This is a genomic window from Olleya sp. KJ81-1, assembly GCF_055808135.1.
Genome location: NZ_CM147854.1, coordinates 462,609 through 488,149, shown reverse-complemented (window position 1 = coordinate 488,149; position 25,541 = coordinate 462,609). Strand labels below are relative to the sequence as shown.

19 protein-coding genes are annotated in these 25,541 nt (G+C 32.3%); all 19 read right to left on the bottom strand.

The genetic code is table 11. The annotated features are described in order from the left end of the window. Positions 1 to 18: 18 nt before the first annotated feature. Positions 19 to 828: a glycoside hydrolase family 16 protein gene (locus AC0L3M_RS02285; protein ID WP_473431681.1), complete on the bottom strand. Its 810-nt coding sequence runs from the start codon at positions 826 to 828 to the stop codon at positions 19 to 21. Beyond that, positions 825 to 3,125 carry a beta-glucosidase BglX gene (gene bglX, locus AC0L3M_RS02280; protein WP_473431680.1) on the bottom strand — a complete coding sequence of 767 codons (2,301 nt, stop codon included), beginning with the start codon at positions 3,123 to 3,125 and terminating at the stop codon, positions 825 to 827. Before bglX ends, AC0L3M_RS02285 begins: the two co-directional genes overlap by 4 nt. 2 nt (positions 3,126 to 3,127) lie before the next feature. Then, positions 3,128 to 4,759 (bottom strand): glycoside hydrolase family 16 protein, encoded by a 1,632-nt coding sequence (locus tag AC0L3M_RS02275; protein WP_473431679.1) that lies wholly within the window; start codon positions 4,757 to 4,759, stop codon positions 3,128 to 3,130. A gap of 48 nt (positions 4,760 to 4,807) precedes the next feature. Then, positions 4,808 to 6,796, bottom strand: a complete 1,989-nt coding sequence (locus AC0L3M_RS02270; protein ID WP_473431678.1) for a carbohydrate binding domain-containing protein — start codon at positions 6,794 to 6,796, stop codon at positions 4,808 to 4,810. Positions 6,797 to 6,830: 34 nt separating this feature from the next. Then, positions 6,831 to 8,297 carry a RagB/SusD family nutrient uptake outer membrane protein gene (locus AC0L3M_RS02265; RefSeq protein ID WP_473431677.1) on the bottom strand — a complete coding sequence of 489 codons (1,467 nt, stop codon included), beginning with the start codon at positions 8,295 to 8,297 and terminating at the stop codon, positions 6,831 to 6,833. A 3-nt stretch (positions 8,298 to 8,300) separates the two neighbouring features. Next, on the bottom strand, positions 8,301 to 11,351 hold the full coding sequence (locus tag AC0L3M_RS02260; RefSeq protein WP_473431676.1) for a SusC/RagA family TonB-linked outer membrane protein: 3,051 nt from the start codon (positions 11,349 to 11,351) through the stop codon (positions 8,301 to 8,303). A gap of 230 nt (positions 11,352 to 11,581) precedes the next feature. Beyond that, positions 11,582 to 14,413, bottom strand: a complete 2,832-nt coding sequence (locus AC0L3M_RS02255) for a helix-turn-helix and ligand-binding sensor domain-containing protein (RefSeq protein ID WP_473431675.1) — start codon at positions 14,411 to 14,413, stop codon at positions 11,582 to 11,584. A 184-nt stretch (positions 14,414 to 14,597) separates the two neighbouring features. Next, on the bottom strand, positions 14,598 to 15,428 hold the full coding sequence (locus AC0L3M_RS02250; RefSeq protein WP_473431674.1) for a universal stress protein: 831 nt from the start codon (positions 15,426 to 15,428) through the stop codon (positions 14,598 to 14,600). Positions 15,429 to 15,503: 75 nt separating this feature from the next. Beyond that, complete coding sequence (locus AC0L3M_RS02245) at positions 15,504 to 15,890, bottom strand: hypothetical protein (RefSeq protein WP_292949291.1); 387 nt, start codon at positions 15,888 to 15,890, stop codon at positions 15,504 to 15,506. Positions 15,891 to 15,893: 3 nt separating this feature from the next. Next, complete coding sequence (locus AC0L3M_RS02240) at positions 15,894 to 16,313, bottom strand: hypothetical protein (protein ID WP_292949293.1); 420 nt, start codon at positions 16,311 to 16,313, stop codon at positions 15,894 to 15,896. Between the two features lie 11 nt (positions 16,314 to 16,324). Next, positions 16,325 to 16,705: a GreA/GreB family elongation factor gene (locus AC0L3M_RS02235; RefSeq protein WP_473431673.1), complete on the bottom strand. Its 381-nt coding sequence runs from the start codon at positions 16,703 to 16,705 to the stop codon at positions 16,325 to 16,327. Between the two features lie 54 nt (positions 16,706 to 16,759). Then, positions 16,760 to 18,064 (bottom strand): Glu/Leu/Phe/Val family dehydrogenase, encoded by a 1,305-nt coding sequence (locus AC0L3M_RS02230; protein ID WP_292949296.1) that lies wholly within the window; start codon positions 18,062 to 18,064, stop codon positions 16,760 to 16,762. Between the two features lie 174 nt (positions 18,065 to 18,238). Further along, positions 18,239 to 18,403, bottom strand: coding sequence for a hypothetical protein (locus AC0L3M_RS02225; protein WP_292949298.1), 165 nt, complete (start codon positions 18,401 to 18,403; stop codon positions 18,239 to 18,241). A 187-nt stretch (positions 18,404 to 18,590) separates the two neighbouring features. Continuing rightward, positions 18,591 to 19,919, bottom strand: coding sequence for a sigma-54-dependent transcriptional regulator (locus AC0L3M_RS02220; RefSeq protein WP_473431672.1), 1,329 nt, complete (start codon positions 19,917 to 19,919; stop codon positions 18,591 to 18,593). Between the two features lie 9 nt (positions 19,920 to 19,928). Then, entirely contained in the window at positions 19,929 to 21,017 is a 1,089-nt protein-coding gene (locus AC0L3M_RS02215; protein WP_473431671.1) for a sensor histidine kinase, read from the bottom strand. Positions 21,018 to 21,046: 29 nt separating this feature from the next. Beyond that, a complete protein-coding gene (locus tag AC0L3M_RS02210; protein WP_473431670.1) occupies positions 21,047 to 21,382 on the bottom strand; it encodes a hypothetical protein in 336 nt (111 codons plus the stop codon). A 198-nt stretch (positions 21,383 to 21,580) separates the two neighbouring features. Next, the gene (locus tag AC0L3M_RS02205) at positions 21,581 to 22,327 is read right to left on the bottom strand and encodes a hypothetical protein (protein ID WP_473431669.1); all 747 of its coding nucleotides are present in this window, start codon (positions 22,325 to 22,327) and stop codon (positions 21,581 to 21,583) included. Between the two features lie 235 nt (positions 22,328 to 22,562). Beyond that, positions 22,563 to 24,029 carry a hypothetical protein gene (locus AC0L3M_RS02200; RefSeq protein WP_473431668.1) on the bottom strand — a complete coding sequence of 489 codons (1,467 nt, stop codon included), beginning with the start codon at positions 24,027 to 24,029 and terminating at the stop codon, positions 22,563 to 22,565. 61 nt (positions 24,030 to 24,090) lie between these two features. Continuing rightward, positions 24,091 to 25,539 (bottom strand): cell wall anchor protein, encoded by a 1,449-nt coding sequence (locus AC0L3M_RS02195; protein ID WP_473431667.1) that lies wholly within the window; start codon positions 25,537 to 25,539, stop codon positions 24,091 to 24,093. Positions 25,540 to 25,541 lie beyond the last annotated feature (2 nt).

Below are 25,541 nucleotides of genomic sequence, written 5' to 3'. Positions count from 1 at the left end.
TATCAATCTAATATTATTTTATTTTAAACCTGAAACCTTTACATAATCAATAATAAACTCTTGTGGAAAAATGGAATCATCCACTTCTGGACCTCCAAAGTTACCTCCAATTGCAAGGTTTATTATTAAGTAAAAAGGTTTATCAAAAGGCCAGGTTTTTTCGTTTTTAATTTCTGGTGAAAAGGTGTACACTAAATTATCATCTATATAAAATGAAATATAGTCTTTAGTCCATTGTGTTTTATAATTATGAAATCCTTCCTCAATATCTTTTATTGTTGTGATTTTTGTATTAACAGATTTACCATAACTATCAGGCGTATGTAATGTCGTATGAATTTGATGTGGAGCCTTACCTACATATTCTAAAATATCAATTTCACCGCAAGCTGGCCAAGTATTAGTATCAATATCATTACCTAACATCCAAAATGCAGGCCATAATCCTGATCCTTTTGGCAGTTTAGCGCTAACCTCTACTGTACCATATTGAAATTCAATTTTATCCTTAGTAGTTATTTTACCTGAATAATACCCAACCGAGTCCTTGGTTGCTTTGATTACTAGTTTTCCGTCCTTTACTGTAATGTTTTCTTTAGTGTAAATTTGTCTTTCGTTGTTTCCCCAACCACATAAGTTTGGACAACCATCTCCTAAATCGTAATTCCAGTTAGCATCGTTTAATTGCGTCCCATCAAATTGATCAATAAAGCTAAACACTTGATTGTTGTTGTCTAACTTTGTGTCAAGCTTAGCTACTTCCTTGTTTTCTTCTTTACAAGCCAAACAAAGCAATGCGACTACTACTAATTTAAATACTTTTATCATAATTTAAATGTGTCTGTTAAAACAGTTTTAGAGCTTCCTCCAATATGGACTTCAAAATCTCCAGTTTCGACGTTAAACTCACCTTGATTATTGTAAAAACCAAGCTCTGCTTTAGTCAAAATTAATTGAATAGTTTTGGTTTCATTTGGATTTAATTCAACTAATTCAAACCCTTTTAATTCTTTAATTGGTCTTGTTACGCTAGCAAATAAATCCTTTAAATATAGCTGTACGACCTCTTTACCCTTAAATTTACCTGTATTAGTTAAGTCTACAGAAACTTTTATGGTTTCATCATCAGAAAAGGTATTATTAATTTTTAAATTACTATACTTAAATGTGGTATAACTTAAACCATGTCCAAAAACATATAATGGATCATTTGTTTCGTCTTGATAATGTGACCAAAACACCATGTCCTTACCTGGTAAAGTTGGCCTACCTGTACTTTTATAATTGTAATAAATTGGAACTTGTCCAACGTGTCTAGGAAAAGTCATTGGTAATTTACCACTTGGATTATAATCGCCATATAATACTTGAGCAATAGCGTTACCACTTTGTGTACCTAATTGCCATGCCTCTACAATTGCAGGAATATTATTATCTGCCCAAGTAATAGTTAAAGGTCTTCCATTGTTTAAAACTAAAACTATGTTTTTGTTAACTTTATAAACCGCTTCAAGTAACTGTTGTTGGACACCTGGTAAGCCTAAGTCTGTACGACTTCTACCTTCACCACTTTGATAACCATGTTCTCCTAAAACCATAATAACTACATCTGCTTGCTTTGCGTTTTTAATAGCTGCATCAAACTCACTTTTATCAGTGGTGTTTATGTTTACTTCAATCGCAAATTCGGTTTTACCTAAAGCGACATCTGCTCCTTTGGAATAGGTAATTGTGTTTCCTGAATATTGATTTAATCCCTCTAAAACAGAAACAGCTGTTCTATCCTTAGCAGCTATACGCCAACTTCCTAATGGACTTGTTTTATCTGAAGCCAAAGCACCAATAACTGCTATTTTTTGTCCTTCTTTTTTTAATGGTAAAAGGTTGTTTTCATTTTTAAGTAGTACAATGGACTTTTTAGCCATATCTAAAACTGCATCCTGAATTTCCTGGCTTCCAATGACTTGTTTTTCTCTAGTTTCATCCAAATATTTATAAGGATCATCAAATAGACCCAACTCAAATTTCACGCGTAAAATTCGGCTTACAGCATCATCAATAAGCTTGATATCTACTTTACCTTCGTTTACTAAACCTGCAAGTTCATCTACATACAAATAAGATTCCATATCCATATCAGAACCTGCATTAACTGCTAATTGGGCAGCTTGTTTACCATCTTTAGCATAACCATGAGCAATCATTTCTGTAATTGATCCCCAATCTGAAACCATAAAACCATCAAAACCCCATTTTCCTTTTAAAATATCGCGTTGTAAATATTTGTCTCCAGTTGCAGGAATACCGTTAAGCTCGTTAAACGAATTCATAAATGTCCTCACACCTGCATCTTTAGCAGCTTTAAAAGGTGGTAAAATAATATTATTTAAAGTAGAAGTCCCTACATCTGCAGTATTGTAATCACGTCCAGCCTCTGCAAACCCATAAGCTGCAAAGTGTTTAGCACATGCTGCAATTGAAAAATGAGAAGATAGGTCGTCACTTTGAAACCCTTTTACCCTAGCAATTGCAATTTTAGACCCTAAATAAGTATCTTCTCCTGCACCTTCCATAACGCGTCCCCAACGTGCATCTCTAGAAATGTCTACCATTGGCGCAAATGTCCAATTTATACCTGCTGCAGCAGCTTCTTTAGCTGCAACTTCTGAAGATTTTTTAATAGCTTCTAAATCCCAACTCGCGGATTCGGCTAATGGAATAGGACTCAAGGTTTCATAACCATGAATCACATCAAAACCAATGATTAATGGAATCCCTAAACGCGTCTCTTCTACTGCAATTTTCTGGACTGCTCTAACGTCTTTTACTCCTCTAACATTAAGCATTGAGCCTACATAACCTTTTCTTAAATGTTCGTATTTTTTTGCTTGGTCTCCATTTTCAGGGACAGGACCTGTTACATCCCAAAACCCATTATACTGGTTCATTTGACCTATTTTTTCTTCTAAAGTCATCTTTGCTAGCAAATCTGATACTTTAGTTTCGATATCCGAATTTTTAGAGGTCGTAGTCGTATTTAAAGCTAAGTTTTTCTCATTACCATTATTACAAGAGGTAATGAGAAAACTAGCTAAGACTAATACATAATATTTTATTATCTTCATATTTATTGATAAACTCTTACATATTCAATTTCCATAGACGATTGTGTAAATGCTGGATCTATGTCTCCACCAAAGGTTCCTCCCATTGCTACATTTAGAATTAGGAAAAATTCACTATTAAAAGGTGAAGCACTAGTATTTGTATAGGTATGATATACTGTATCATCTACCAATATTTTTATTACATCTGGAGTCCACTCTACTGTATAATTGTGAAATTGATCAGCAACAGCATCTACAACCGTTGTACTACCATCTGCACTACCTGCAAAAGCTTCTGGATAATGCAATGTACCATGTATGGTATTTTGTGCATTCCCTTTATGTTCCATAATATCAATTTCGCCACAAGCTGGCCAAGCATTAGTTTGATAGTTAGCACCTAACATCCAAATTGCAGGCCAAGTTCCTCCACCTGTTGGAAGCTTTGCTCTAACCTCTACACGACCATAAGTAAAATCATAAAGACCTTCTGATTTTAATCTTGCAGAAGTATAACCACTTCCTGTTGAGATTGCTGTAATTTTTAACATACCATCTGCTACTTCTGCGTTTTCTAAATTGTTGGTATAGCTTTGCGCCTCTTGATTACCCCAACCATCAGTACCATTACCTAAATCGTAAGTCCAATTTGCTGGGTTTGGTGCTCCATTGGTGTCAAACTCGTCTGACCAAACTAAATCTGTATAAATAGTTTCGAATCCTGTGGTGGCTCCTTCTTCTTCAGAAGTTATTATAAACCACCAATCAAACTCGCTGTTACCATCTGTTGTTCTAATAGTAAACTCGTTAGGTATATCACGACTAAAGATTTCATATTTATGATTACCACCTGTATAGTATCCAATAAAACCTAAGCCTGTAATGTTTATTGTTTCTGCTCCTCCAGGTGCTGTAATTACCCAGTTTTCTGAATAATCTTGATATGGATAGTTTTCTATATCTGCTCCAACAGGTGTCTCGCTGTGTGGACCTAATTCTGTAATTAAAGGTTCTCTTCCAAAAACAGTACCTGTTACATCCACTGAAGGATCGTCATTAGTGCTATTTACGATGTGTGTAAATGTACCATCTGCATTAAAAACATAACGATCATCATACATTCCTGTAGTTGCTTTCTCTCCAGGACCAGCTGCATACCACTCTGCAGCAACCTCTCCTCCAACTGGTCCAAGACCAAAATGCGCTTGCTTTTCTGACTTAATTCGCCACGTTTTAGAACCATCACCAACCAATGCATTTAATAAATCTGCTGGAGGAGCGTAAGTTGCTAACACATCAATATCTATAGTAGCTGTTGAAGAAACACCACCTGTACCATAAGCTACCACTACTACTGTGTACGTATTAACTCCTAAATTTGAATAGGTGTACGATGTTACTCCTGAAGGCGCATTTTGCTCTGCATTACCAAAACTGAATTTATAACTTAATGCATTATCTGCTGTTGCTGTAAAGTTAACCACACCACTACCATCTCCATTTGGATTAGTTGCATCTTGACCTACTATTTCTGGTACAATAACAATATTAGATGGTGCGACAATGTTTCCGAAAGTCTGATCTTCTTCTTGGCAACCTATAAACAAGGCTGTTACAAGAATGAATGCTATTATTTTAAATTTATTTTTCATTTTCTATTTTTTAATATTAACTGCTATAAATAAAGCATAGATAATTAATTAGTTGCTTGATAAAGAAACATCGTCAATATTAACCATACCTATTTGTGCTCCTAAATCAAAAAGAACACGAGCATCTGGTGCTCCAAAATCCGTAGCTACCAAAGTCAATGTATAAGTTGTTTTTGTTGTAGTAATATCAACGGTTTGTGTAGCATTAGACCAAGGGTCAGCACTTAAACCAATACCAGCAATAATTGCTCTATCTACATCTGACCAAGCATCAAAAGTTAATGTGTAAGTATTACCCTGAATAATTTCTAGCTTTTGACTAAGATTTACGTCATAAGAATTTCCTGCTGTTGCAACATCTACTGAATAATATGTATTACCTGCTACTGTAACCACTGGTATTACAGACGCATCATCAACACCTATTATCCAAGAATCACTTCCATTTTCAAAATCACCATTAACGACAGTGTTACCTGTGCCTATAATTAATGATACATTATCAATATTAACCATACCTACTTCTGCACCTAAATCAAAAATTACACGAGCATCAATAGCTCCAAAATCTGCAGCACTAAGTGTTAAAGAATATGTCGTGCTAGTCGTTGTAATGTCTACTGATTGAGAATCATTAGACCAAGGGTCTGCACTTAGACCAATTCCTGCAACAATAGCTCTATTTACATCTGACCATGCATTAAAAGTAAGTGTGTAAGTATTACCTTGAATAATCTCTACTTTTTGACTTAAATTGACATCGTATGAGTTTCCTGCAGAAGTAACATCTACAGAGTAGTAAGTATTACCACTATTAGTTACTACAGGAGCAAGAGCTGCATCATCTACACCAATTATCCAAGCCTCGCTTCCATTTTCAAAATCACCATTAATTAACAATCCATCGTCAAATGTTCCTGTAGAAGCACTTTGCTTATAAAAGTAAAAGTTGTCTATATAAACTATATCTGCAACAACATCTGCATCAATTAAGATTTGTGTAATTTTTTGAGTGTTAGCTAAATTTCCGCCATCAAAACCTGTCATGTCAATATCAATACTTTGCCAAGAACCACCAACGGTTGCTCCTAAAGATTCGACATCCTCACCACCATCAATGGTATTAACAATTTTAACTAATAATTCGTTTTCTGTTCCTGAAGGTACCCAATAATCGATATGTAACATTTCCATAGCTGAAACATCTACACCGTTATCATAGTTACTTACCATACCAATAAAGTCTAAATTGGTTAATCTCCAAACATTATCACTATCTACAGTAGTAGCCTCAAATCCAGAAGCAGACCAATCCGTAGGTAATTCGTTTAAAGTAATATTAGCATACGCATCACTAAAAATGGAAACTACATCACTAGCGTCTCTGTTAGGAGGCGTTGGAGCTGGCGTTAAAGGAGCTAATATTTCTGTTACTTCAAATTCTTCTGTGTATGAAATAGTATCTACAGACCCACTATTAGCTGTTACTGTAATTGTGTAAGTCCCAGCTGCATCATATACAAATGATGTTACGTCACCAATATTAGATGTTAAAACCGTTGCTGCTGCATCTCCAAATTCTACTTGATAAGACACTGCAAAATCTGCTGTAGCAGTTACATTTACTTGTCTAGACACTGTTGGGTCATTCTCTATGGTAACTACTAAGTTTTCTGGAGCTTGAAATGACACTACGATAGTTTGTGCAACAGTAGTTGTTTTACCATTTATACCTGAAGCAGCAATTACGATATCGTAAGTTCCTTCTAAATACGTATTTTGAGTACTTTGTCCAGGATTTAAAAGTCCTGAATCTGTACCTGAGTCATCACCATAATTAACTCTAAAATTAGCCACATTTTCTCCTGTTGGAGTAATGGTAACTAAACCAGAATTATCTTGAGCAATACTAATTACTGCTGCAACATTAGTTGGTGCTGGTAATGCACTAACATCTGGTAAATCATCATCTTGAGAGCAACCAATTACAGAAGCTACTACTATGAATAAACTAAGGATGTACTTAAAATTTTTCATGCTATGTTGTGTTTTAATTTTCATATTTATTTTTTTAATAACCAGAATTTTGTGTCCATCGATTACCTGTTAACTCTATTTCTATTTGTGGTATAGGAAAAACCTCATGTTTACCTGTCGTAAAACCATCAATTTCTGAAGCTGCACGACCTGTTCTAACTAAATCGAAAAAACGATGTCCTTCACCTACTAATTCCACACGACGTTCTTGGTAAATAGCATCTGTTAAGGCACTACCTGTAGCTGTAATGTTGTGATCCATATCTCCAAATGCGCGTTGTCTAACTTGATTTAAATAATTTTGAGCTCTGTCATCTGCTATAGACCCTCTATTTAAAGCTTCTGCAGCCATTAATAAGACGTCTGCATACCTAATGGCTCTGTAATTATTAGGGTTGGTCAAGTTTTGATCACCAATATTAGAATCGCCTTGACGCGCTATATATTTTCTGTTATAATACCCTGTGTGCTCATTACCTGTTCCAAAAGTTGCTCCTGTTGCAGTAGCCCAAGCATTAATATCTAAGATTGCAGTGTCTAATCTTGGATCATCACTCTCAAAAGCATCCACAGCTTCTTGAGTTGGCACATTAAAACTAAAACCAGAATCAAACAATGGTCCATTATAATTACGGATTCCGTTAAAACCAACAGCCACATTACCTTCACTACACTGTAAACAACCAAAGCCTGCACCTTCTAAATCTGCATATTGCACTTCAAATACAGACTCGATACTATTCTCATTATCGTTTTCAAAAATGGTTGTGTAATCTGCTACTAAATCATGAGGTCCAAAATTTATTAAGTCTTCTAAAACAAGAGCAGCAGCTCCAAATTTATTTTGATATAAATATACTTTACCCAATAATGCTTCAGCAGCTCCTTTAGTTACGCGTCCTAATTGTGTTTGCGTATATGGCAAATTATCTGCTGCATACATTAAGTCTAATTCAATTTGCGCATAAACTAATGCTTTAGGTGTACGGTCCACTTCAAATTGATCTCCAAACAAGAAACGTTGATCAACTACTAAAGGCACATCTCCAAACCATTTTACTAATTCAAAATAGTAATAGGCTCTTAAAAATCTAGCTTGTGCTAAAACATTTTCTTTTCCGCTAAAATCTATTTTGTCCTGAAACTCTAAGATGTAATTTGCACGATTAACACCTGCAAACATCCAGCCCCAAATTGAGCGTAACTGCTCGTTATTAGCAGTGTGAATCATATCATCAATTTGCTGTATTCCAGGTACATCTGTAGCACTTTCACCACCAGCTAAAGTATTATCTGAAGCGATTTCGCCTAACATAACATTTAAATAGGTTGATTGTAACAAATCATAAGCACCAATTAAAGCATCTTGGTAATCTTGCTCTGAATTAAAGTAGTTTTCTGAACTTTCATTTTGAGAAGCGACATCCACAAAATCATCACTACACGATATTACTGTAAAAGTCGAAACTAAAAAGACGATTATATATTTTATTTTTTTCATTGTTTAAAATTTTACGTTTGTTCCGATTAAAAATGTTCTTGGGTTTGGGTAAAAACCACTATCAATTCCGCCTCCAATTGAAGCTCCATTTGATGTCGTTGGGTCAAAACCTCTATATTTTGTTAATGTAAAAGCATTACTTACAGACGCATAAACCCTGATATTATCCAATCCTATATTTTGTAATTTATCTTGATTAAATGTGTATCCTAGTTGTACATTTTGAGCTCTGATGAATGAACCGTCTTCAACAAAATAATCTGAAAATACACTATTAGAAGTTGCGCTATTTGTTACTCTAGGATCTGTGTTTGATGTTCCTGGTCCAGTCCATCTATCTAAAACATAACTTGTAAGATTAGTTTTGGCGCTGTTTCTATCATAGTTTCTTACAATATCATTACCTACTGACGCAAAGAAATAAGTTTGAAAATCAAAGTTTTTATAATCAAAAGTCAAATTTAAACCCATTGTAACATCCGGAATTGGGTTACCTATAAATGTTCTGTCGTCTGCATCAATAACTCCATCTTGGTTAACATCCACAAATCTTAAATCACCAGGTTGTGCGTTAGCACCTAAGTCTAATTGTGAAGGATGTGCATCAACTTCGGTTTGGTTTTGAAAAATTCCATTGGTTTGCATTCCATAAAACACACCTATTGGCTGTCCTACTTGCATTCTAGAAGGTGGATTGGCTTGACCAATACCAAAGCTTCCTCCAACTTCATAACCTATGCTATTATTGACTTCAACTACATTATTATTTAAAGTTGAAATATTATAACTTACATTAAACTTGAAATTATCTGATAATTGATCTTTGTAAGATATTGCAAACTCTAATCCACTATTTTCTACTGTTCCAGCGTTTACAATAGGATTACCTGATCCTGGAGCAGCTCCTCCTAAAATTAACGAACTTTCAACAGGAAGTAATAAGTTTTCTGTAGTACGCTTAAAATAATCTGCAGTAATATCTATTTTGTTATTAAATAATCTTGTTTCAAAACCTACATCAAATGCTTTTTGCTCTTCCCATTTAATTTCTGGATTAGATATCGCACCAACTGCAGTACCAAGCGCTAATGCATCATCTAAAACATAAACACCTTCACCATCTAATAATGATTCAAATCTAAAACCAGGAATCCTATCATTTCCTAAAACACCATATGAACTTCTAAGTTTTAAGAAATCAATGGTATTGCTATTGGATAAAAAATCTTCGTCAGAGACAACCCAACCAATTGAACCTGAAGGGAAAATTCCGAATTTGTTTTCTGGTCCAAATGCTGTCGAACCATCACGTCTAACTACTGCAGAGAATAAGTATTTTCCTTTGTAGTTATATTGCAATCTTCCAAAATAGGATAATAATCTAGAATCGAAAAAACGATTACTTATTTGAGCGTAAGGGTCTGTTATTGTAGTTGCATCATTAATATCAGCATCGCTAAATACAGTGTTTTCAGGCATATTGTCTCCAATAGTCAAGTAATAATCTCCTGTTGATTTAAAAATTGACGTTCCTAAAGTTGCTTGAATATTATGAGTCTCATCATTTAAAGATGTTTCATAATTAACAAAAGCATCAAACGTATAATCTCTAAAAAAGTTTATACCTTCTGTGAATTGTAAATTTTCGGTATTATCAAATACAGAACCATTTCCATATTCTACTATAGGGTTAAGACCTCTTGTTCTAACTTCTGAGTAGTTCCATTGGTAGTTAGCTTCTGCACTAAAGCCATTTAAAAACTTATAGTTTAACCCAAAAACACCACTTAGTTTATCCACTTTTGTTCTATTAAATGTATTTTCGATTTGCTTTAATGGATTTACCACCTCAATTGGATAATTAGCTGAGGACGTATAATTTCCATTATCGTCTCTTGGCGCATCTGTTGGTGCAAAGTTAACTGCATTAAATAAAACAGACCCTAAGCCACCTTCAGGTAACGCTTTTCTTAATGTCCCAGTATATATAAGATTAGCTTTTAAGTTTAAACCTTTAATAATCTCTAATCCATAATTAGCACGTGTTGTGTAACGCGTAAAATTAGCTTTACTACCTCCTATAATACCATCTTGAGTTAATAAAGACGCTCCAAAAGAGTAGGTAGATTTTTCAGTACCACCACTTGCAGTAATAGCATTGTTAAATATTGGTGCAGTTTCAAATACCTCGTCTTGCCAATCTGTTCCTTTATTTAATCCAAATGTATCAGGAAAAGGTAAAGTACTTCCGCTAGTTGCAGCAGCTTCATTTTTAATTAAAGCATACTCTGTAGCATTTAGTAATGGTATTTTTCTAGTCGTTTGTTGAAAACCAACATACGAATCATACTGAAATGTCATTGGTTTATTTTTGCGACCAGTTTTAGTAGTAATTAAAATAACTCCGTTGGCAGCTCTTACACCATAGATACCTGCTGTGGCATCCTTAAGTACTGTATAACTTTCTATATCACCTGGATTTACAACACTTAAATCTTCAATAACATTACCATCTACTAAAATAAGTGGTCTATTGTCACCATTAGTGGATATACCTCTGATTCTAATATTAGATGCACTACCTGGAGCACCAGATTGTGATGTAATATTAACTCCAGCTACTTGACCTTGTAAGGCTTGTTCTATACGTGTAGGTTTAAGTGCTTCAATAGTTTCACTAGAAACCGTTGATACTGCTCCTGTTACTTCTTTACGTTTTTGAGAACCATACCCTATAATAACCACTTCTTCTAGTGCCTCAACATCTTCAGTTAGTTGCACATTAACTGGATTACCATTAGTTATTACTACCTCTTTTGTTTTATAACCTATATAGGAAAAAACTAAAGTTGAATTTTTAGATACGTTATTAATAGTATAATTACCATCAAAATCTGTGGTTACACCATTGGATGTATTTTTAACTAGTATATTAACCATAGGAATAGGTAATCCATCCTGTTGACTAGTTACATTTCCTGTTATTATATACTCCTGAGCAAAAGCAGAGAAAGTCATTAAGAATAACAAAAAGGAGAAAAAAGTTTTTTTCATGTTTAAAAGTTTTTGTGCTTTTATCAAATTTATGCAGATATAATGCTGATTTGATAATTTTAACCGCAACAAAAAACATACATCACAAAAAAAGTTGGTTTAATTATATAAATCTCATTAAAAACAAGCATTAACCTTATTTTAACATTTATATTATGAAAGCCCATTATTACAAGTAAAAATAGATTTGTTGTGGTAATGTATAGGTGTTTTAACTAATTGTAGTGTTATTATATACTTAAGATGTAGTCTGTTAAATTAACATCATGCTCTAATTCCATCTTTTTACGCAAACGATATCGTTTGACCTCTACACTTCTTGGAGAAATGTTAAGTAAAGGAGCGATCTCTTTTGATGATAAATTTAATCTTAGATAAGCACACAATCTTAAATCGTTAGATGTCAAGGCTGGATGTTTGGTTTTTACCTTTTTAAGAAAATCTTTATCTGCATTATTAAATGCTTCTTCAAACAAATTCCAGTCATCTTTATTATTAATATTTTTATCAATAATCCTAATTACAGATTTTAGATTAGCACTCTCTACTTTTTCATTTAGCTCGCTTTTGATTGTATTTAAAAATTCGTTCTTTTTAATCAAGCTCATGGTAGAAATTGCTAATTCTCGGTTTTTATTGTTAATTTCTTGTCTTAATTTATCATTATTTAAAGCCATTAATTGTTGTTTAGTCTCTAAATCTTTAAGCTCTAACTCACGTTTTGATTTTAGGACTAGTTTTTCTTTTTGCTTTCTGTAATACAGTTTATAAAAATAATTTATTAAAAGAATACTAATGAAACCTATCACACAATAGACCATTATCATAATGTTGGATAAAAACCAAGGCTTGTCTATTCTAAATGTAAAACTGTCTTGATTAGTCACTTCTACACCTCCTACTCTGGCTTTTACAACAAAAGTGTATTCGCCATAAGGTAAATTTTTATATAATACTTCTGCATTAGTATTCCAACTACTCCAATCATTATATAACCCATCTAGTTTATGCGAATATTCAGCTTCTAAATATTTATCATACTCTGCAACACTGTATTTAATTTCGATGTTATTCTCTTTATTTTTAAAAATAATTTCAACTTTTAAGCTAATTAACTGTTTAGACTTTTGAAGAGGTGTTTTATTTATTGTATTAATTTCAACTTGATACGTTTTAGGTTTTATTTTAGAAAGATTTAAAGTTATATAACCTTTAGAAGTCCCAAATAGATATAAATTAGGTTTTAGGTTAAAGATGCTTTCGTAACCTGATAAACCTTCCCTAAGCGAACTTGGCAACGCTATAAAGGAAATATCTGGCGTTGTGCTTAATTTACCTGGACTTACGTAATTAATCCCTTTTTTAGTAATTAACCATAGTGCATTATTTGCCTGATCTGTAATAATTTTACCCGAAGAATAGCCTTGCGTTTTATAAATATTGCTTAAAACAGTGTCTTTAACAAATGCATTATCCTCTAAGTGCTTTTTAAAAACACCTTTATCTGTTGCATAATACAACGTGTTGTTACTTGTTGTTAATGAAGAAAATAAGCCTTTTTCTAAAGTTTCAATTTTAGAAATTTGTGTTGTAGTTGTGTAATCTGAATCTATTTTAATTTTAAAAACACCTTTATACTCATGATTTACTAATATTTCATCCTTTTTAGAAAATACAAAAAATCTAGACGAATTATTAAATCCTTCAATCTTGTTTCTAAATTGCCAAAAACCTGCTTTTTTTTCTAAAATATTAAGACCATTATAGTTACCCTGTATTAATAAGTTTGGATTATCACTAATTGTTTTAATATCCCAAGTACCTTCTACTGATGCAATACGATTTGCTACATTGTTATTAATTATAAATGTGCCAGAATTATGACCGCAAAACAATTGGTTATCAATAATTTTAAGACTCCATACTTGACCATTAGTATTGACTACAGGTTTAAACGCTGTTTGATCTGCTTTTTTATAAAACAATCCTTGATTAGTACCTAAATACAACGTGTTGTCATAAATTAAAGAGGTATAAACAGTACCCAAAACACCCTGATCATCGTTAAATATTCTGAAAGGAGAGTTAATATTTACACAGTTTATACCATTGTCTAAAGCTAGCCAAATATTACTTTCTATATCCTGAAATATTGACAACACAGTATTATTGCCTAATCCATTGGCTTGGCTAATTTTTTGAAAAATATTACCGTTAGCATCAATTTGTATAATTCCGTTAGAGATAGTCCCTAGAATTAAGCTATCGTCATTTAATTGAAGGCTACTGTATATGCGATAATCTTTTAATTGTGAGTTTAAATTAGCATTCCAGTCTTGAACTAAATTGTTTTTTATTGTTACGATCCCATGATTTTGAGTAACAACAAGCAAATTGTTTTTTAGTGTATAAACACCAGCTATTATCTTATTTTTAAAATAATTAGATTGTAAAATAGCTTTAGGTTGTCCATTTTCCAATTTTAATAATCCTTCTATTCTATCCTGATAATAAATGCTATTATCAACCATAAACATCTTGATTATACCAGCTTTAGATTCTGTAATATTAAATTTATCGGTTTTAGTGTTATAAATATAAATGCGACTGAGCGATTGAAACAATATCCAATCATCTAAATGAGTTATTTTCCAAAATTGCTCGTCCTCCAATAAAGTACTTCTAATTTTTTTAGAAAGTGAGGTGTATTTTAAATCGCCAACATCTGTTCTGGTCCAATAACCAAACTCCATATAACTACCTGTATACACCTTATCACTAACAACATTAACAGATCTTATAATGGTTTGATTTGGTGATGAATATAAAATCCATTCTGAACCATTAAACTCTAATAATCCTTTAGAATTTGCGACATAAATATGTTTGCTCTTACATTGGGTAATTTCCCAATTTTGATTTTCGGCATGGTATTGTTTGGGAGAAAAATATTGTATAGGAGGTAAATCTTGTGCTACAGATTTAGTAAACAACATAAATAAACCTAGTAAAAACAAGGGTTTACTAAAGTTATACCAATTATTAGGATTAAATTTAAGCATTAAGCAATATACAACTTTGTATGGTTAAATTATACTACGTAATTAAACTATACTATTGCTTATGTGCTATTAAAATTACTTTTACATAATTGGTGGTGGTACCATTAAAGATAATATTGTAATAATTATGATTGTAATTACAATGATAAGACCATTAAATTTTCGGTTACTCATAACAAAATTTTTATTGGTGAACAGTTAAAACAGTGTTAGTGTGCAGTTGTTTTAAGGTTGAAAAAATGTCTGATTTAAACACTCCCATTTTTCTTAATAAATGCGGTTTTTTATCAATTATACACATAATACCATCTAAATGCGATTGCGCATAAGCCTTTAAATTATAAGAAGACGCTGTGTAGTGTAATGTTGCTGTATGTCCTGAAATTTCTTTTAGATAACCTAGCATAGTCTCTAAATTGTTAGATGCGCAATCGCTTATAGCATTTTGTTTTGCTAAGATTAAAACTGTAATTTCTAAATTGGTGTTTTCCAAAATATTTAAAAACTTGTCTATTTGACGCGTATTTATTTGCTGTTTAAAATCTGAGGCAATAGTTATATTAATCTTATTACTTGCTGAAGCATGTGGAGGCACTATTAATACTGGACAACATCTGATTTTTTCGACTATATTTTTTGTGATTTTTCCTAGATTTTGTTCCTTTTTACTTGTCAAAATAACCAGATCTATACTTAACTGTTTAATGTTTTTTTGAATGCTTAATACTAAATCAGAACAGTCAGATATTGCAAAAAACTGATGATTTAATGCTGTACAATTTAAAGTGTAGCGCTCAACTAGTTTACCTAATTGCTTTAGTGCATTCTGTTTAGGCTTATCAAACCAATCGTCGTCTGCTTGAAGCATTTGTATAGCATCTAAACCATTAACATTGTATGAATAAGTATTTAAAAAATAAAAGTCGCAAGTTTCGTTTTTAAATAGTTTTATCACATAATCTATAGTTTGAAAACTATTTAAAGTAAAATCTGTTGGAATCAATATTTTTTTCATCTTATTACATTTTAAATTAATATTTAGCCTATACTTTTAACTGAGTTAACGTTTAAATAACTACCGTTACTTTAGCTACCTTTTATACCTTGCTAGCATAGTATAAAACCTAATTCTAAAGTCATGAAGCTCTTTTAAAATTTGGATATACTGCTGCCTTTTTAATTCGTGCACCTTGGCACGACTATCATTATATTCTGTCTTTCCGTATTCTATTTCATTTATAATCTCTTGTTCATATTTGCAAAAATCAGCCATGCTTAAGGTGAATTTTCTGCGTAAAGCCAACATATTATTAGATGTCTCAATATTTTTTATTAGTTGTTTTTCTATAACATAAAAATGTTCAAACTCTTTAACCGCTAATTCTAGTACAGAAATCCAATGATTGGCCTCCTTACAATCTTTAACTAAGCACACGCGTCTGTGCGTCTCTATTTTATAGGCTGAAGCTGTATTCAATTATTAATTAACTTTTAAAAGCGTGAATTTACCTTGTACTTTATTAAAAAACTCGTCCTTAAGTCTTCTGTATTTATCTAAATGATACAGGTAACTGCGTCTATAACTTTCATGCTCTGTGATGTATATCATATCACATTGCGTGTCTTCACACTCGATGATATTTAATCTTGATTTAGAATAGGTATTTAAGGCGTTTAAAAGCGTTTCGTTTTCTATCTCTTTTTTCTCAAATTTATTTGCTACACTTTTGTCATCTAACTTATCTTTTAATTCGTTTTTACAAATATTGATAAGGTTAGACAATTCTTTTTTTATGTACTTTAAATGATTAATCCAATTGTCTAGCTCCATTGTATTAATTTTATGTGTCACATCTACATTAGTATCATGATCAAAAATTTGTATGTTTTCTGTTTTCATAATAATCTGTTTTAAATATTTATATCAACACCTTTTAAATCCTCCTGCTTTTGGACATCAATAATTTTAATTTTTTGTGCTCCACCAGGAAAATCCCAATCAATTGTATCATTTTTAGAATAGCCTAAAAGCGCTGCTCCCATTGGAGCTAAAACGGACACTTTGTTAAGTGCCACGTTTTTGTCCATTGGTATAACCACTTGTAATTCTTTTTCCCAACCATTATCCGACGCAATAGTCACTATACTATTAAAACGTACTATATCCTCTGGTACTTGGTCGTCATTTACAATTTGTGCAGTCTTTAACTCTTCTGATAACTTTACTAAAGATTTAGTGACGCTTGTATCATCTCCATAACCCGAAATATTGAGTATGCGTTTTAGGTACACATACTCTTTTTTTCTAATATTAAACTTCCGTACTTCATCTTCTTTGTTTTAAAATCAAGGAAAAATCCCTCTTTGTATGTATGCTTTTTCTATACGTTGTATGGCTATACAAAATGCAGCTGTACGTAAATCCACAGTTTCATTTATAGCATAATCAAACACTTTATTAAAAGATTCATTCATTTTTTTATCCAATTTGGCCATCACCTCGTCCAATTGCCAAATCTCTCCATTTCGGTTTTGTAACCACTCAAAATAACTACCTACAACACCTCCAGAATTACATAAAATATCAGGTATAATTGTAATACCTCTTTCTAATAAAATCTTTTCGCCTTCAACATTTGTAGGTCCATTAGCACCTTCTGCAATTAATTTTGCTTTAATTTTTGGTGCATTTTCTTTAGTAATTTGGTTTCCTAAGGCAGCAGGAATACAGATATCACAATCCAAAGCAAAAAACTTATTGCTATCTACTGTTTTAGAGTCTGGAAAGTTTACAATACTACCATCGTTAATTTGACTGTATTTAAATAAGTCTTCAACCTTGATACCATTTTGATTTTGAATACTTCCAGAAGCATCTTGTACTGCTACTAATTTTGCACCATCTTTTTCTAAAAAATGAGCTGCCCAATAGCCAACATTACCAAATCCCTGAACAATAAACTTTTTACCAACTAAACTAGTATTGCTTTTTTCTGCCCAAAATTTAATGGACAAATACACACCATAACCAGTTGCTCTGTCACGTCCTTCTAATCCGCCACTTGCATCAGGCTTACCTGTTACTACATGTTGATTTGCAGTACGTTCTGCTGGTGGACGCGTACTCATGTAAGTATCTGCAATCCATGCCATAGTTTGACTACTAGTGTTAACATCTGGAGCAGGAATATCATGCTCTGGCCCAATATTATCCGCTAACGCAAACGTAAAACGTCTTGTAATACGCTCTAACTCTGATTGCGAATATTTTGAAGGATCTATTTTAATACCACCTTTACCTCCACCATATGGCAAACCTGCTAATGATGTTTTCCAGGTCATCCACATCGCTAATGCTCTAGCAGCATCAATATCCACTGTTGGATGGTAACGTAAACCTCCTTTATATGGTCCTAATGCATTATTATGTTGCACTCTATAACCTGTAAAAATCTCGACGTCTCCATTATCCATTTTTACCGGAAAGTTGACTAAAATCTCGTTGTTAGTAATGCTTAATATTTTTCTAATATTTGGATGTAAATTAATATGGTCTGCAGCACTGTTAAACTGCTCCATTACATTATCCATCATACCTCTTACAGGTACTTTTTTTGTTACTTTTTTCAAATCTGCTGTTACTGTTGTCATTGTAAAGTGTTTATTATTTTATTTGAAATAGCGATTGATTATTGATCTTTCGTGATATTTTTGTGAGATATACTTATCTCTAGCTTGGCTTTTATTAGATTTTTTTCTAAAGAATTTTTACTGCCAAATACTGAAACTATTGTGTTAAAAAACATAGCTTTTATTATTAAATGATTAAACTAAAACTAACTCTTGTTCTGGTTGTTTTACTTGTTGTAAAGTTGGTTGGTTTGGTTTAAAGGCATCAAACTCGCTACAAGACCAAACGTTATCTTTTTGGGTTGTCAATACGCAAGAATTGCGATGGATACAATCTGGGCAAATATTAAAATGACTCATAGGTGTAAAATTTATAATCGATTATACACCAATTTGCAATGCTTGTGCCAAAGGAAATGCACACACTGCTACAAATGCAAAAAACCCTTTAAAATAAAGGGTTTATAGAATAATATAGTTTAAAATATAAAATAACGAGTGGCACATAATTACCCAACTGGGTAAAAACGCACCAGTTTTAAAAAGCTTATTCAGATAATTTTTGACGAATTGTTTTTCTGTCTATTTGAAGAATTTTGGCAGCTTTAGTTTTATTGTTTCCAGTTGCTCTTAATACTTTTTCTATGTATTGCTTTTCAATAACTTTTAAAGGTTGTAAGGTGTCTGAAGTGTGTTGTATTGTATACTTTAAATGCTCTGGTAAATGACTAACGTCAACGGTTTTATCGCTTAATATCACTGCACGTTGTATAATGTTTTCAAGTTCTCTAATATTTCCTGGCCAATCGTAACGCTCTAATATTTTTAAAGCATCTGGAGTTATTTTTACATAACCATCTTTATACTCGACGCCATATTTAAATAAAAACTTGTCAACCAATAATTTAATATCGTCTTTGCGCTGTCTTAAAGGAGCCACATCTATCTCTACTACTGTTAATCTGTAATACAAATCTTCCCTAAAAGTTTGCTTTTGAATCATGTCGCGTAAATCACTATTGGTTGCCGCAATTATTCGTAAATCTACTTTTTCAGCTTTTGTAGATCCTACTTTTACCACTTCTTTTTCTTGTAAAACACGTAGTAGTCTGGATTGCACAGTTAATGAAGCATTACCAATTTCGTCTAGAAAAATAGTACCTCCATTTGCTGCTTGAAAAAAACCTTCGCGATTAGTTTCTGCTCCTGTAAACGCACCTTTTAAATATCCAAATAGCTCTGCTTCAAGTAAATTTTCTGGTATTCCACCACAATTTACTGCGACAAAAGGCGCTTTAGAAAACTTACCTTGGTAATGGATGGCACGTGCGACAAGCTCTTTACCTGTACCGCTTTCACCTTTAATAAAAACTGTTGCTTTGTTGTTTTTAACACGTTCAATAACTTGAATTACAGTATTAATTTTGTCGGAATGACCTATAATTTCGCCGTAAGGCTTATTATTATTAATTACTGAATTTTTAGATGATTGTGCTAGATTATCTGCATTTACCAAATATTTGTCCAACGCCATTTTAAGCTCGTCTTTAGTAAATGGTTTGGTTAAATAATCTACTACACCTGATTTTATGGCAGCCAACGAATCCTGAACCGAGGGATAACCTGTTACCACTAATTTAGGTAATTTAGGATAATGCTCTGACACAAATTTAATAAGCTCTGAGCCATCCAACTCTGGCATTTTTAAATCGGTTATTAATAAATCTATAGTCGAATCCCTTAAAATACTAACCGCTTCTTTAACAGAAACCGCTTTAAACACATGATAATTCCAAGATTGTAAATGACGTTGTAATAACTCAAGGATATTAATATCGTCGTCAACTATAAGTATGTTTTCTTTACGTAATTGCATTAGAAAATATTATTTTGGGAGTGTTATGGTAAAGGTAACGCCTTTATTTTTATTATTTTTTGCGGTAATAGTTCCTTTATGTGATGCCACAATACCATGGACAACACTTAGTCCTAATCCAGAACCGTCACCTATAGGTTTGGTGGTAAAAAAGGGTTGAAAAATTTTATCTAAATCTGCTTGATTAACACCTTTACCTTCATCTTTAATTTTTAAAACAATTGCTTTTTTACTGGTTTTAGCCTCAATAGTGACCAACCCTTGTTTTGGTGAAAAATAAATAGCATTAATTAGAAGATTAAAAATAATTTGGGTTAATTGTATTGGATCTGCGCGCAGTAATAAGTTTTCTTCTTCTATTTTAACAATGTATTTGACCTCTTCTTTTCTAAAAGTAGCATCTAATAAATTTATGGCACTTTTAATGTTAGGCACCAAATTTACTTCTTTCATTTCCTGAGGCATTTCGCAAGCAAAAAACATTAATTTTTTAACTACTTCTCTAGAAAATATGGCGTTTTTAATAATCTTATCTATATCCTGAGAGGCATTTTTATCTGTTTTAAAATCCTCTTTTAGCAGCTCTGCAAAGCCTAAAATATTAGCCAAAGGTGTATTTAACTCGTGTGCTATTCCAGCTGTTATTTCGCCTAAAATACTTAAACGGTCTGCATGTTCCATCTGACGTTTCAAAGATGTTTCGTTTTTCTGAATTTCGATACGTTCTAGAAAACTTCCTATTTTTAAAGCTATATTATCTAACAGTAATTGCTCTTCGTTTAAAAAATCCTTTTGGGAATACTGTTCTTGATTTAAATAGGCAATTAACTGCCCTTTTTCTTCATTAAATAATTTTATTTTAGATTGAATACTAATGGTACTTTTTATAGCATTAGCGGTTGAAATGCTATTATTTTCAGTGTGAATCTGAATGTTTGTTTTTTTAGGATACTGAAATCCTTTTTTGACGCTAAACACTATGGCTTGCAGAGTATCCTCGATTAGCTCTTCGTTTGCATTTCCTATTATTGAAGATACCTCATAAAGACAAGTTAACTCCTTAATACGTTCTTTTAATGCTTTTTCAGTGGTATTCATTGACATTAATTTTAAAGCAATTATTTAATTTACGTTTTGAGTATCAACTTATATTTTTTTAAATATAGATATTCTGACGTTTTAAAAATCACGTAATAAAAAGCAAACAATAATTTAAAGCCAGATAGATTTGAGCCTAATTCTAGTTTTGATATAGCGTTTTGTTTTGTGTTAATTTTAAGCGGTTTTGTTTTGCACCAATCAATTTTTGCATACACTTCATTTTGAATAGTATCCACTTGAAAAGATTTGGTTTCTCCATCTCTAATAGTATCTATTTTTTTGTTATTTATATAAATTTCGATTGCTCTAGCTTTATTAGCGTATTGCTTTATTCGTTTAATCTCAATTATACTATTTGACATTTTGTAGTGACTTTTTATTTATTACAATAACCATCTAAAAATATAATAAACTGTTTATTTGACATACGACTTTAACTTTTAAACTTGATTTGAATTAAAACTATTAATAACAGAAAACAAAAAAGGTCTAACCTATAAGTATTAGATTAGACCTTTTTAAATGTATTATTTAAAATTGCTTTTACTGAATATAATTTTTCAGGATTTTTTTAGTAATGCGACATCCTCTGTAGTGTTGCGTTTTAATTTTCCTTTGTTATCCGTTTCAAATAAAGTGTAATCAATGGTCACTAAATTGATATCCTTTTTAGAAATCATTTCTTTTCTTCTGTGATTATACTTTTCTATTTGTTGACCTCTAGTGATACCACTTGTGGTTAACGCTTCTAATTTTTCTAATTGCGCTTCGGTTTTATTTTTCTTTTCAGCAAATTCAATGACTAAATTAGCGTCTTTATAAAAAGCAGCTACAGGTAACAATGTTCTTGTTTTACCTTTTTTATGCATATCTCCAAACAACCAAGCAAAGGTATGCTTACGTGATGCTTCTTCCTTTAAAACCTCATCACATAAATTAATGATGTAAAACTCGTCTGTACTTTCGCGTTTAGCTTTAGCAACGTCTTTTTTAGAAACTGTACTAATATTTTCGTTTTCCGGAAATGTAGCACCTTCTCTTAAAAAGTACCAATATGTTGCTGCTTCAGCACGTTCTGGATGTACCCTTGGTATAGCTTTTAGGTTGTCCTCTTTATCTAATACTCTCAGGATTTTTCTAAGTGGTAATCCCTTTTTTTGATCTTTTACAAAAACACCTGCTTTTATTAAATCAGACATGATATCTTTTGCTGGTATCCAATCTTTATCTGTATTAGTCGCAAAGTAATGATCTATTACTTTATTAATTTGAGCGACTTTATCCTCGTTATTACGATTATTATTCATTTTTATAACTTTTTATATTACTTGTAATAACTACAAATAAAACGCTGCAAGATAAGCCAATATTTTTTTGGATTAATTATCCTGATTATTTAATTAAAAAATAATTTTTAAACCAACTACTTAAGCGATATTAGACCTAAAATTGCTGGTTATTACATTTACAAACAACATAAAACCTTCTGTTAAAACTAACAGAAGGCCTTACTAACTTAACTAAAAAACTACTATTAATAAATTACTTGATATTAAGGTTTAAAGAAAATACAGATATAGAATCACTTCCAGATCCTACTAATCGCTGTCCCCAAATCTCAATATAATCACCTGGCACTAGCTCAACTGTTCCTGAAATAGACAAACTATTAATATCTGAGGTGTTATTTACACGCATAAGCGTATTAGTTTCTACTAGTGTCGTTCCCGTGACACCATTTTTTTTAATAAAAAATCCATAATAATCTCCAATAGATCCATCACCTCTTACTGATAATGAAGCACTAACTTGAAAGGTTCTTGTTTTTTTACCTAAATATTGTAGTCTATTATTTTGCGGAGAAGACATTCTTAATAAATTAACCGCTGTTGTTGAATTAGAAGATCCATTACCACTTAAATTAAATTCAAGATTATTTGATACTGATTGTAAAAATCCTGAGGTAATTGCTCCATTAAAATAAATATTACCAGAAGCTACTTGATCTGACTCCACTGGTATACCAGGACAATCAACTGTCCATGCATTATTAAAATTAAACCCTGTATACGATCCAGTGCCATAACGCTTAATGTATTGAGTACTTGTACCGCTAAAACTAACTCCTGTTAAAACACCATTACTTACCGCAGGATTGCTAGAAACATCAATCCCTATAGCAGAGCCATTAACCTCTGAAAAACCACCTTGTTTTTGAATAATATTAAAGGTCCCTGTAAATGTTTCATAAGTACCAGAATTTGAAGACAACCATCCCATATTACTTAATAATAAGTTGGTAATATTATTGTATATGATACCTGCTCCGTTTCCAACAAACTGAACAATACTTACAAATGCTAATCCAAAACCACTAACAGTACCAATAGATCCAGAACCATACACTACACAATCCCTAAAAATCAAATTTTGTGTATTTGCTCCCGATAAATTAAAAATAGTACCACCTGGAGCTGTCAAAGAAATCCCTTTGATACTTCCTCCTGTAGATCCAACAAACATTGTTCCTCCAGCTTTAGATAATACATCTTCGTTTGTATCAAACCCAACGATGTACGCGTTATTTAAATCAATTGGATGCAACAATGCAATTGTACCATTAATTTCGTATAACGTATCTGTAGATAAAAGATAAGTCGATCCTCCTCCTGCTGTAAGCTCTGCTGCTAAATCTGCTTCAGATTGAATTAATTTATGCATGCTTCGTTTTGCTGAATCTATTTTAGACCAAACGCTAGATTTGTAGAAATAAAAAGCATTTTCGGTTGTATCATATACTAATAATCCATTAGCTGGACTTGAAATTGCTATACGTTGCACAGAGGTCATTCTTGGTGCTAACATCCCTTTATCTGTGGATGATATATCTAACATTGACGATACTTCTGGGTTTACAGTACCAATACCAACTTGGGCAATAGCCACACTTGATACACCTGCAAATAATGCTAGTGTAAGTGTTATTAATTTTAGTTTTGAAATATCCATAATTTATAGTTTTTAAAATTTTATGAAATCGGTTTAATTATTGAATTTGTAGCGCGTTGAACTATTTAATTATTAAATTTAAAGAGACCAACAGTAGACTTCCTGCACCAGAATAACGTTCGGCCCAGACCTCTATATAATCGCCTTGATCTAACTTTACAGACCCAACAACAGATACAGCTCCTACATCGTTATTACTACCTACTTGTCTGTATACTTTTGAATCGTTTTGAACAACTCCGTTTTTTGCTATGTAAAAAATATAGATGGAACTGTTATTATCACCTTGGAAGGAAATGCTACTAGAAATCTGAAAACTTCTAGTTTTTACTCCATCATAAACCAATCTATTGTTGATTGGCGCACTAAATCTAAATAAGTTATTAGAATAAGATAAGCCTTCTAATTTTGTTGGCACTCCAGATCCTATTGATGTAAAATCTGTTTGAAAACCACTACCAATAGGAGATTCTAAATGTATATCTCCAATTGAGGCATCATCCGTTTCTAATTGTAAACCTGTTGCGTCTACATCCCAATTGCTATTAAATTTATAGCCTGCGTACGTGTTTTCTGTGTAGCCTTTTAACCTACTACCACCTCCTGTAAAACTTACTTGTGCAATAGATGCAGAAATATTAATAGTTGGGTTACTGCTTACATCTATTCCTGTTTCACCAGAATCTACCACTACGCGACCATTGGCTATTTGTAAGTTACTAAATATACCTGAAAACTTCAAAAATGTTCCACTATTTCCGTCTGTCCAAAAGACTTTATCCATATAATAATTAGAAATATTTGAAGCTGATATACCATCTCCAGTCCCTAATACTTGTAAAACTTCAAAGTAAAAAGTATTTAAATTGTTGAATGTTCCCACAGATGAAGCACCTACTATTACTAAGCTGTAGGCTATTAGATTTTCTGTTCCAGATCCTGAAATATTAAAGACTTGCTGGTTATTACCACGAATGACAATATCTTTAAAATGTCCACCTTTTGAGCCACTAAAAAAAGTTGCTCCAGAATTATTTACTAATGCATCTTCACCTGTATCACGACCGCTAACGTAAGCACCATTTAAATCGACTGGAAAATCAAAGTTGATATTTCCGTTTATTTCGTACAAGTAGTTTTCGTTTAATACATATTTTGATCCTCCACCTGAGACTAATTCATCTGCTAAGTCTGTAATGTCTTTAACTAACTTATAGTTACTACGTTTGATTTCTGCTTTTAAAGCTGTCCAAACATTGCCATCATAAAAGTAAAACACATTAATATCTGTATCAAACACTAACAATCCTTCCGCTGGATTAGAAATTGCTATACGTTGCGCAGAGGTCATTCTAGGTGCTAACATCCCTTTTTCTGTTGAGTTTACCTCTAACATAGCAGATGCATCCGGAGATAATGTTCCGATCCCAACTTGAGCTACTGCCTGAAAATTTACACTAATAAAAACTACTATTAGCACTATACTGATTTTTAGTTTTAATATACTCATAA

Bases quoted from the DNA above. Each gene is read 5' to 3' on its own strand.
- AC0L3M_RS02240 (WP_292949293.1), bottom strand. From the start codon at position 16,313: ATGAAAACAGAAAACATACAAATTTTTGATCATGATACTAATGTAGAT.
- bglX (WP_473431680.1), bottom strand. From the start codon at position 3,125: ATGAAGATAATAAAATATTATGTATTAGTCTTAGCTAGTTTTCTCATT.
- AC0L3M_RS02250 (WP_473431674.1), bottom strand. From the start codon at position 15,428: ATGAAAAAAATATTGATTCCAACAGATTTTACTTTAAATAGTTTTCAA.
- AC0L3M_RS02215 (WP_473431671.1), bottom strand. From the start codon at position 21,017: ATGAATACCACTGAAAAAGCATTAAAAGAACGTATTAAGGAGTTAACT.
- AC0L3M_RS02230 (WP_292949296.1), bottom strand. From the start codon at position 18,064: ATGACAACAGTAACAGCAGATTTGAAAAAAGTAACAAAAAAAGTACCT.
- AC0L3M_RS02270 (WP_473431678.1), bottom strand. From the start codon at position 6,796: ATGAAAAATTTTAAGTACATCCTTAGTTTATTCATAGTAGTAGCTTCT.
- AC0L3M_RS02205 (WP_473431669.1), bottom strand. From the start codon at position 22,327: ATGAATAATAATCGTAATAACGAGGATAAAGTCGCTCAAATTAATAAA.
- AC0L3M_RS02275 (WP_473431679.1), bottom strand. From the start codon at position 4,759: ATGAAAAATAAATTTAAAATAATAGCATTCATTCTTGTAACAGCCTTG.
- AC0L3M_RS02225 (WP_292949298.1), bottom strand. From the start codon at position 18,403: ATGAGTCATTTTAATATTTGCCCAGATTGTATCCATCGCAATTCTTGC.
- AC0L3M_RS02220 (WP_473431672.1), bottom strand. From the start codon at position 19,919: ATGCAATTACGTAAAGAAAACATACTTATAGTTGACGACGATATTAAT.
- AC0L3M_RS02265 (WP_473431677.1), bottom strand. From the start codon at position 8,297: ATGAAAAAAATAAAATATATAATCGTCTTTTTAGTTTCGACTTTTACA.
- AC0L3M_RS02195 (WP_473431667.1), bottom strand. From the start codon at position 25,539: ATGAGTATATTAAAACTAAAAATCAGTATAGTGCTAATAGTAGTTTTT.
- AC0L3M_RS02200 (WP_473431668.1), bottom strand. From the start codon at position 24,029: ATGGATATTTCAAAACTAAAATTAATAACACTTACACTAGCATTATTT.
- AC0L3M_RS02260 (WP_473431676.1), bottom strand. From the start codon at position 11,351: ATGAAAAAAACTTTTTTCTCCTTTTTGTTATTCTTAATGACTTTCTCT.
- AC0L3M_RS02210 (WP_473431670.1), bottom strand. From the start codon at position 21,382: ATGTCAAATAGTATAATTGAGATTAAACGAATAAAGCAATACGCTAAT.
- AC0L3M_RS02285 (WP_473431681.1), bottom strand. From the start codon at position 828: ATGATAAAAGTATTTAAATTAGTAGTAGTCGCATTGCTTTGTTTGGCT.
- AC0L3M_RS02255 (WP_473431675.1), bottom strand. From the start codon at position 14,413: ATGCTTAAATTTAATCCTAATAATTGGTATAACTTTAGTAAACCCTTG.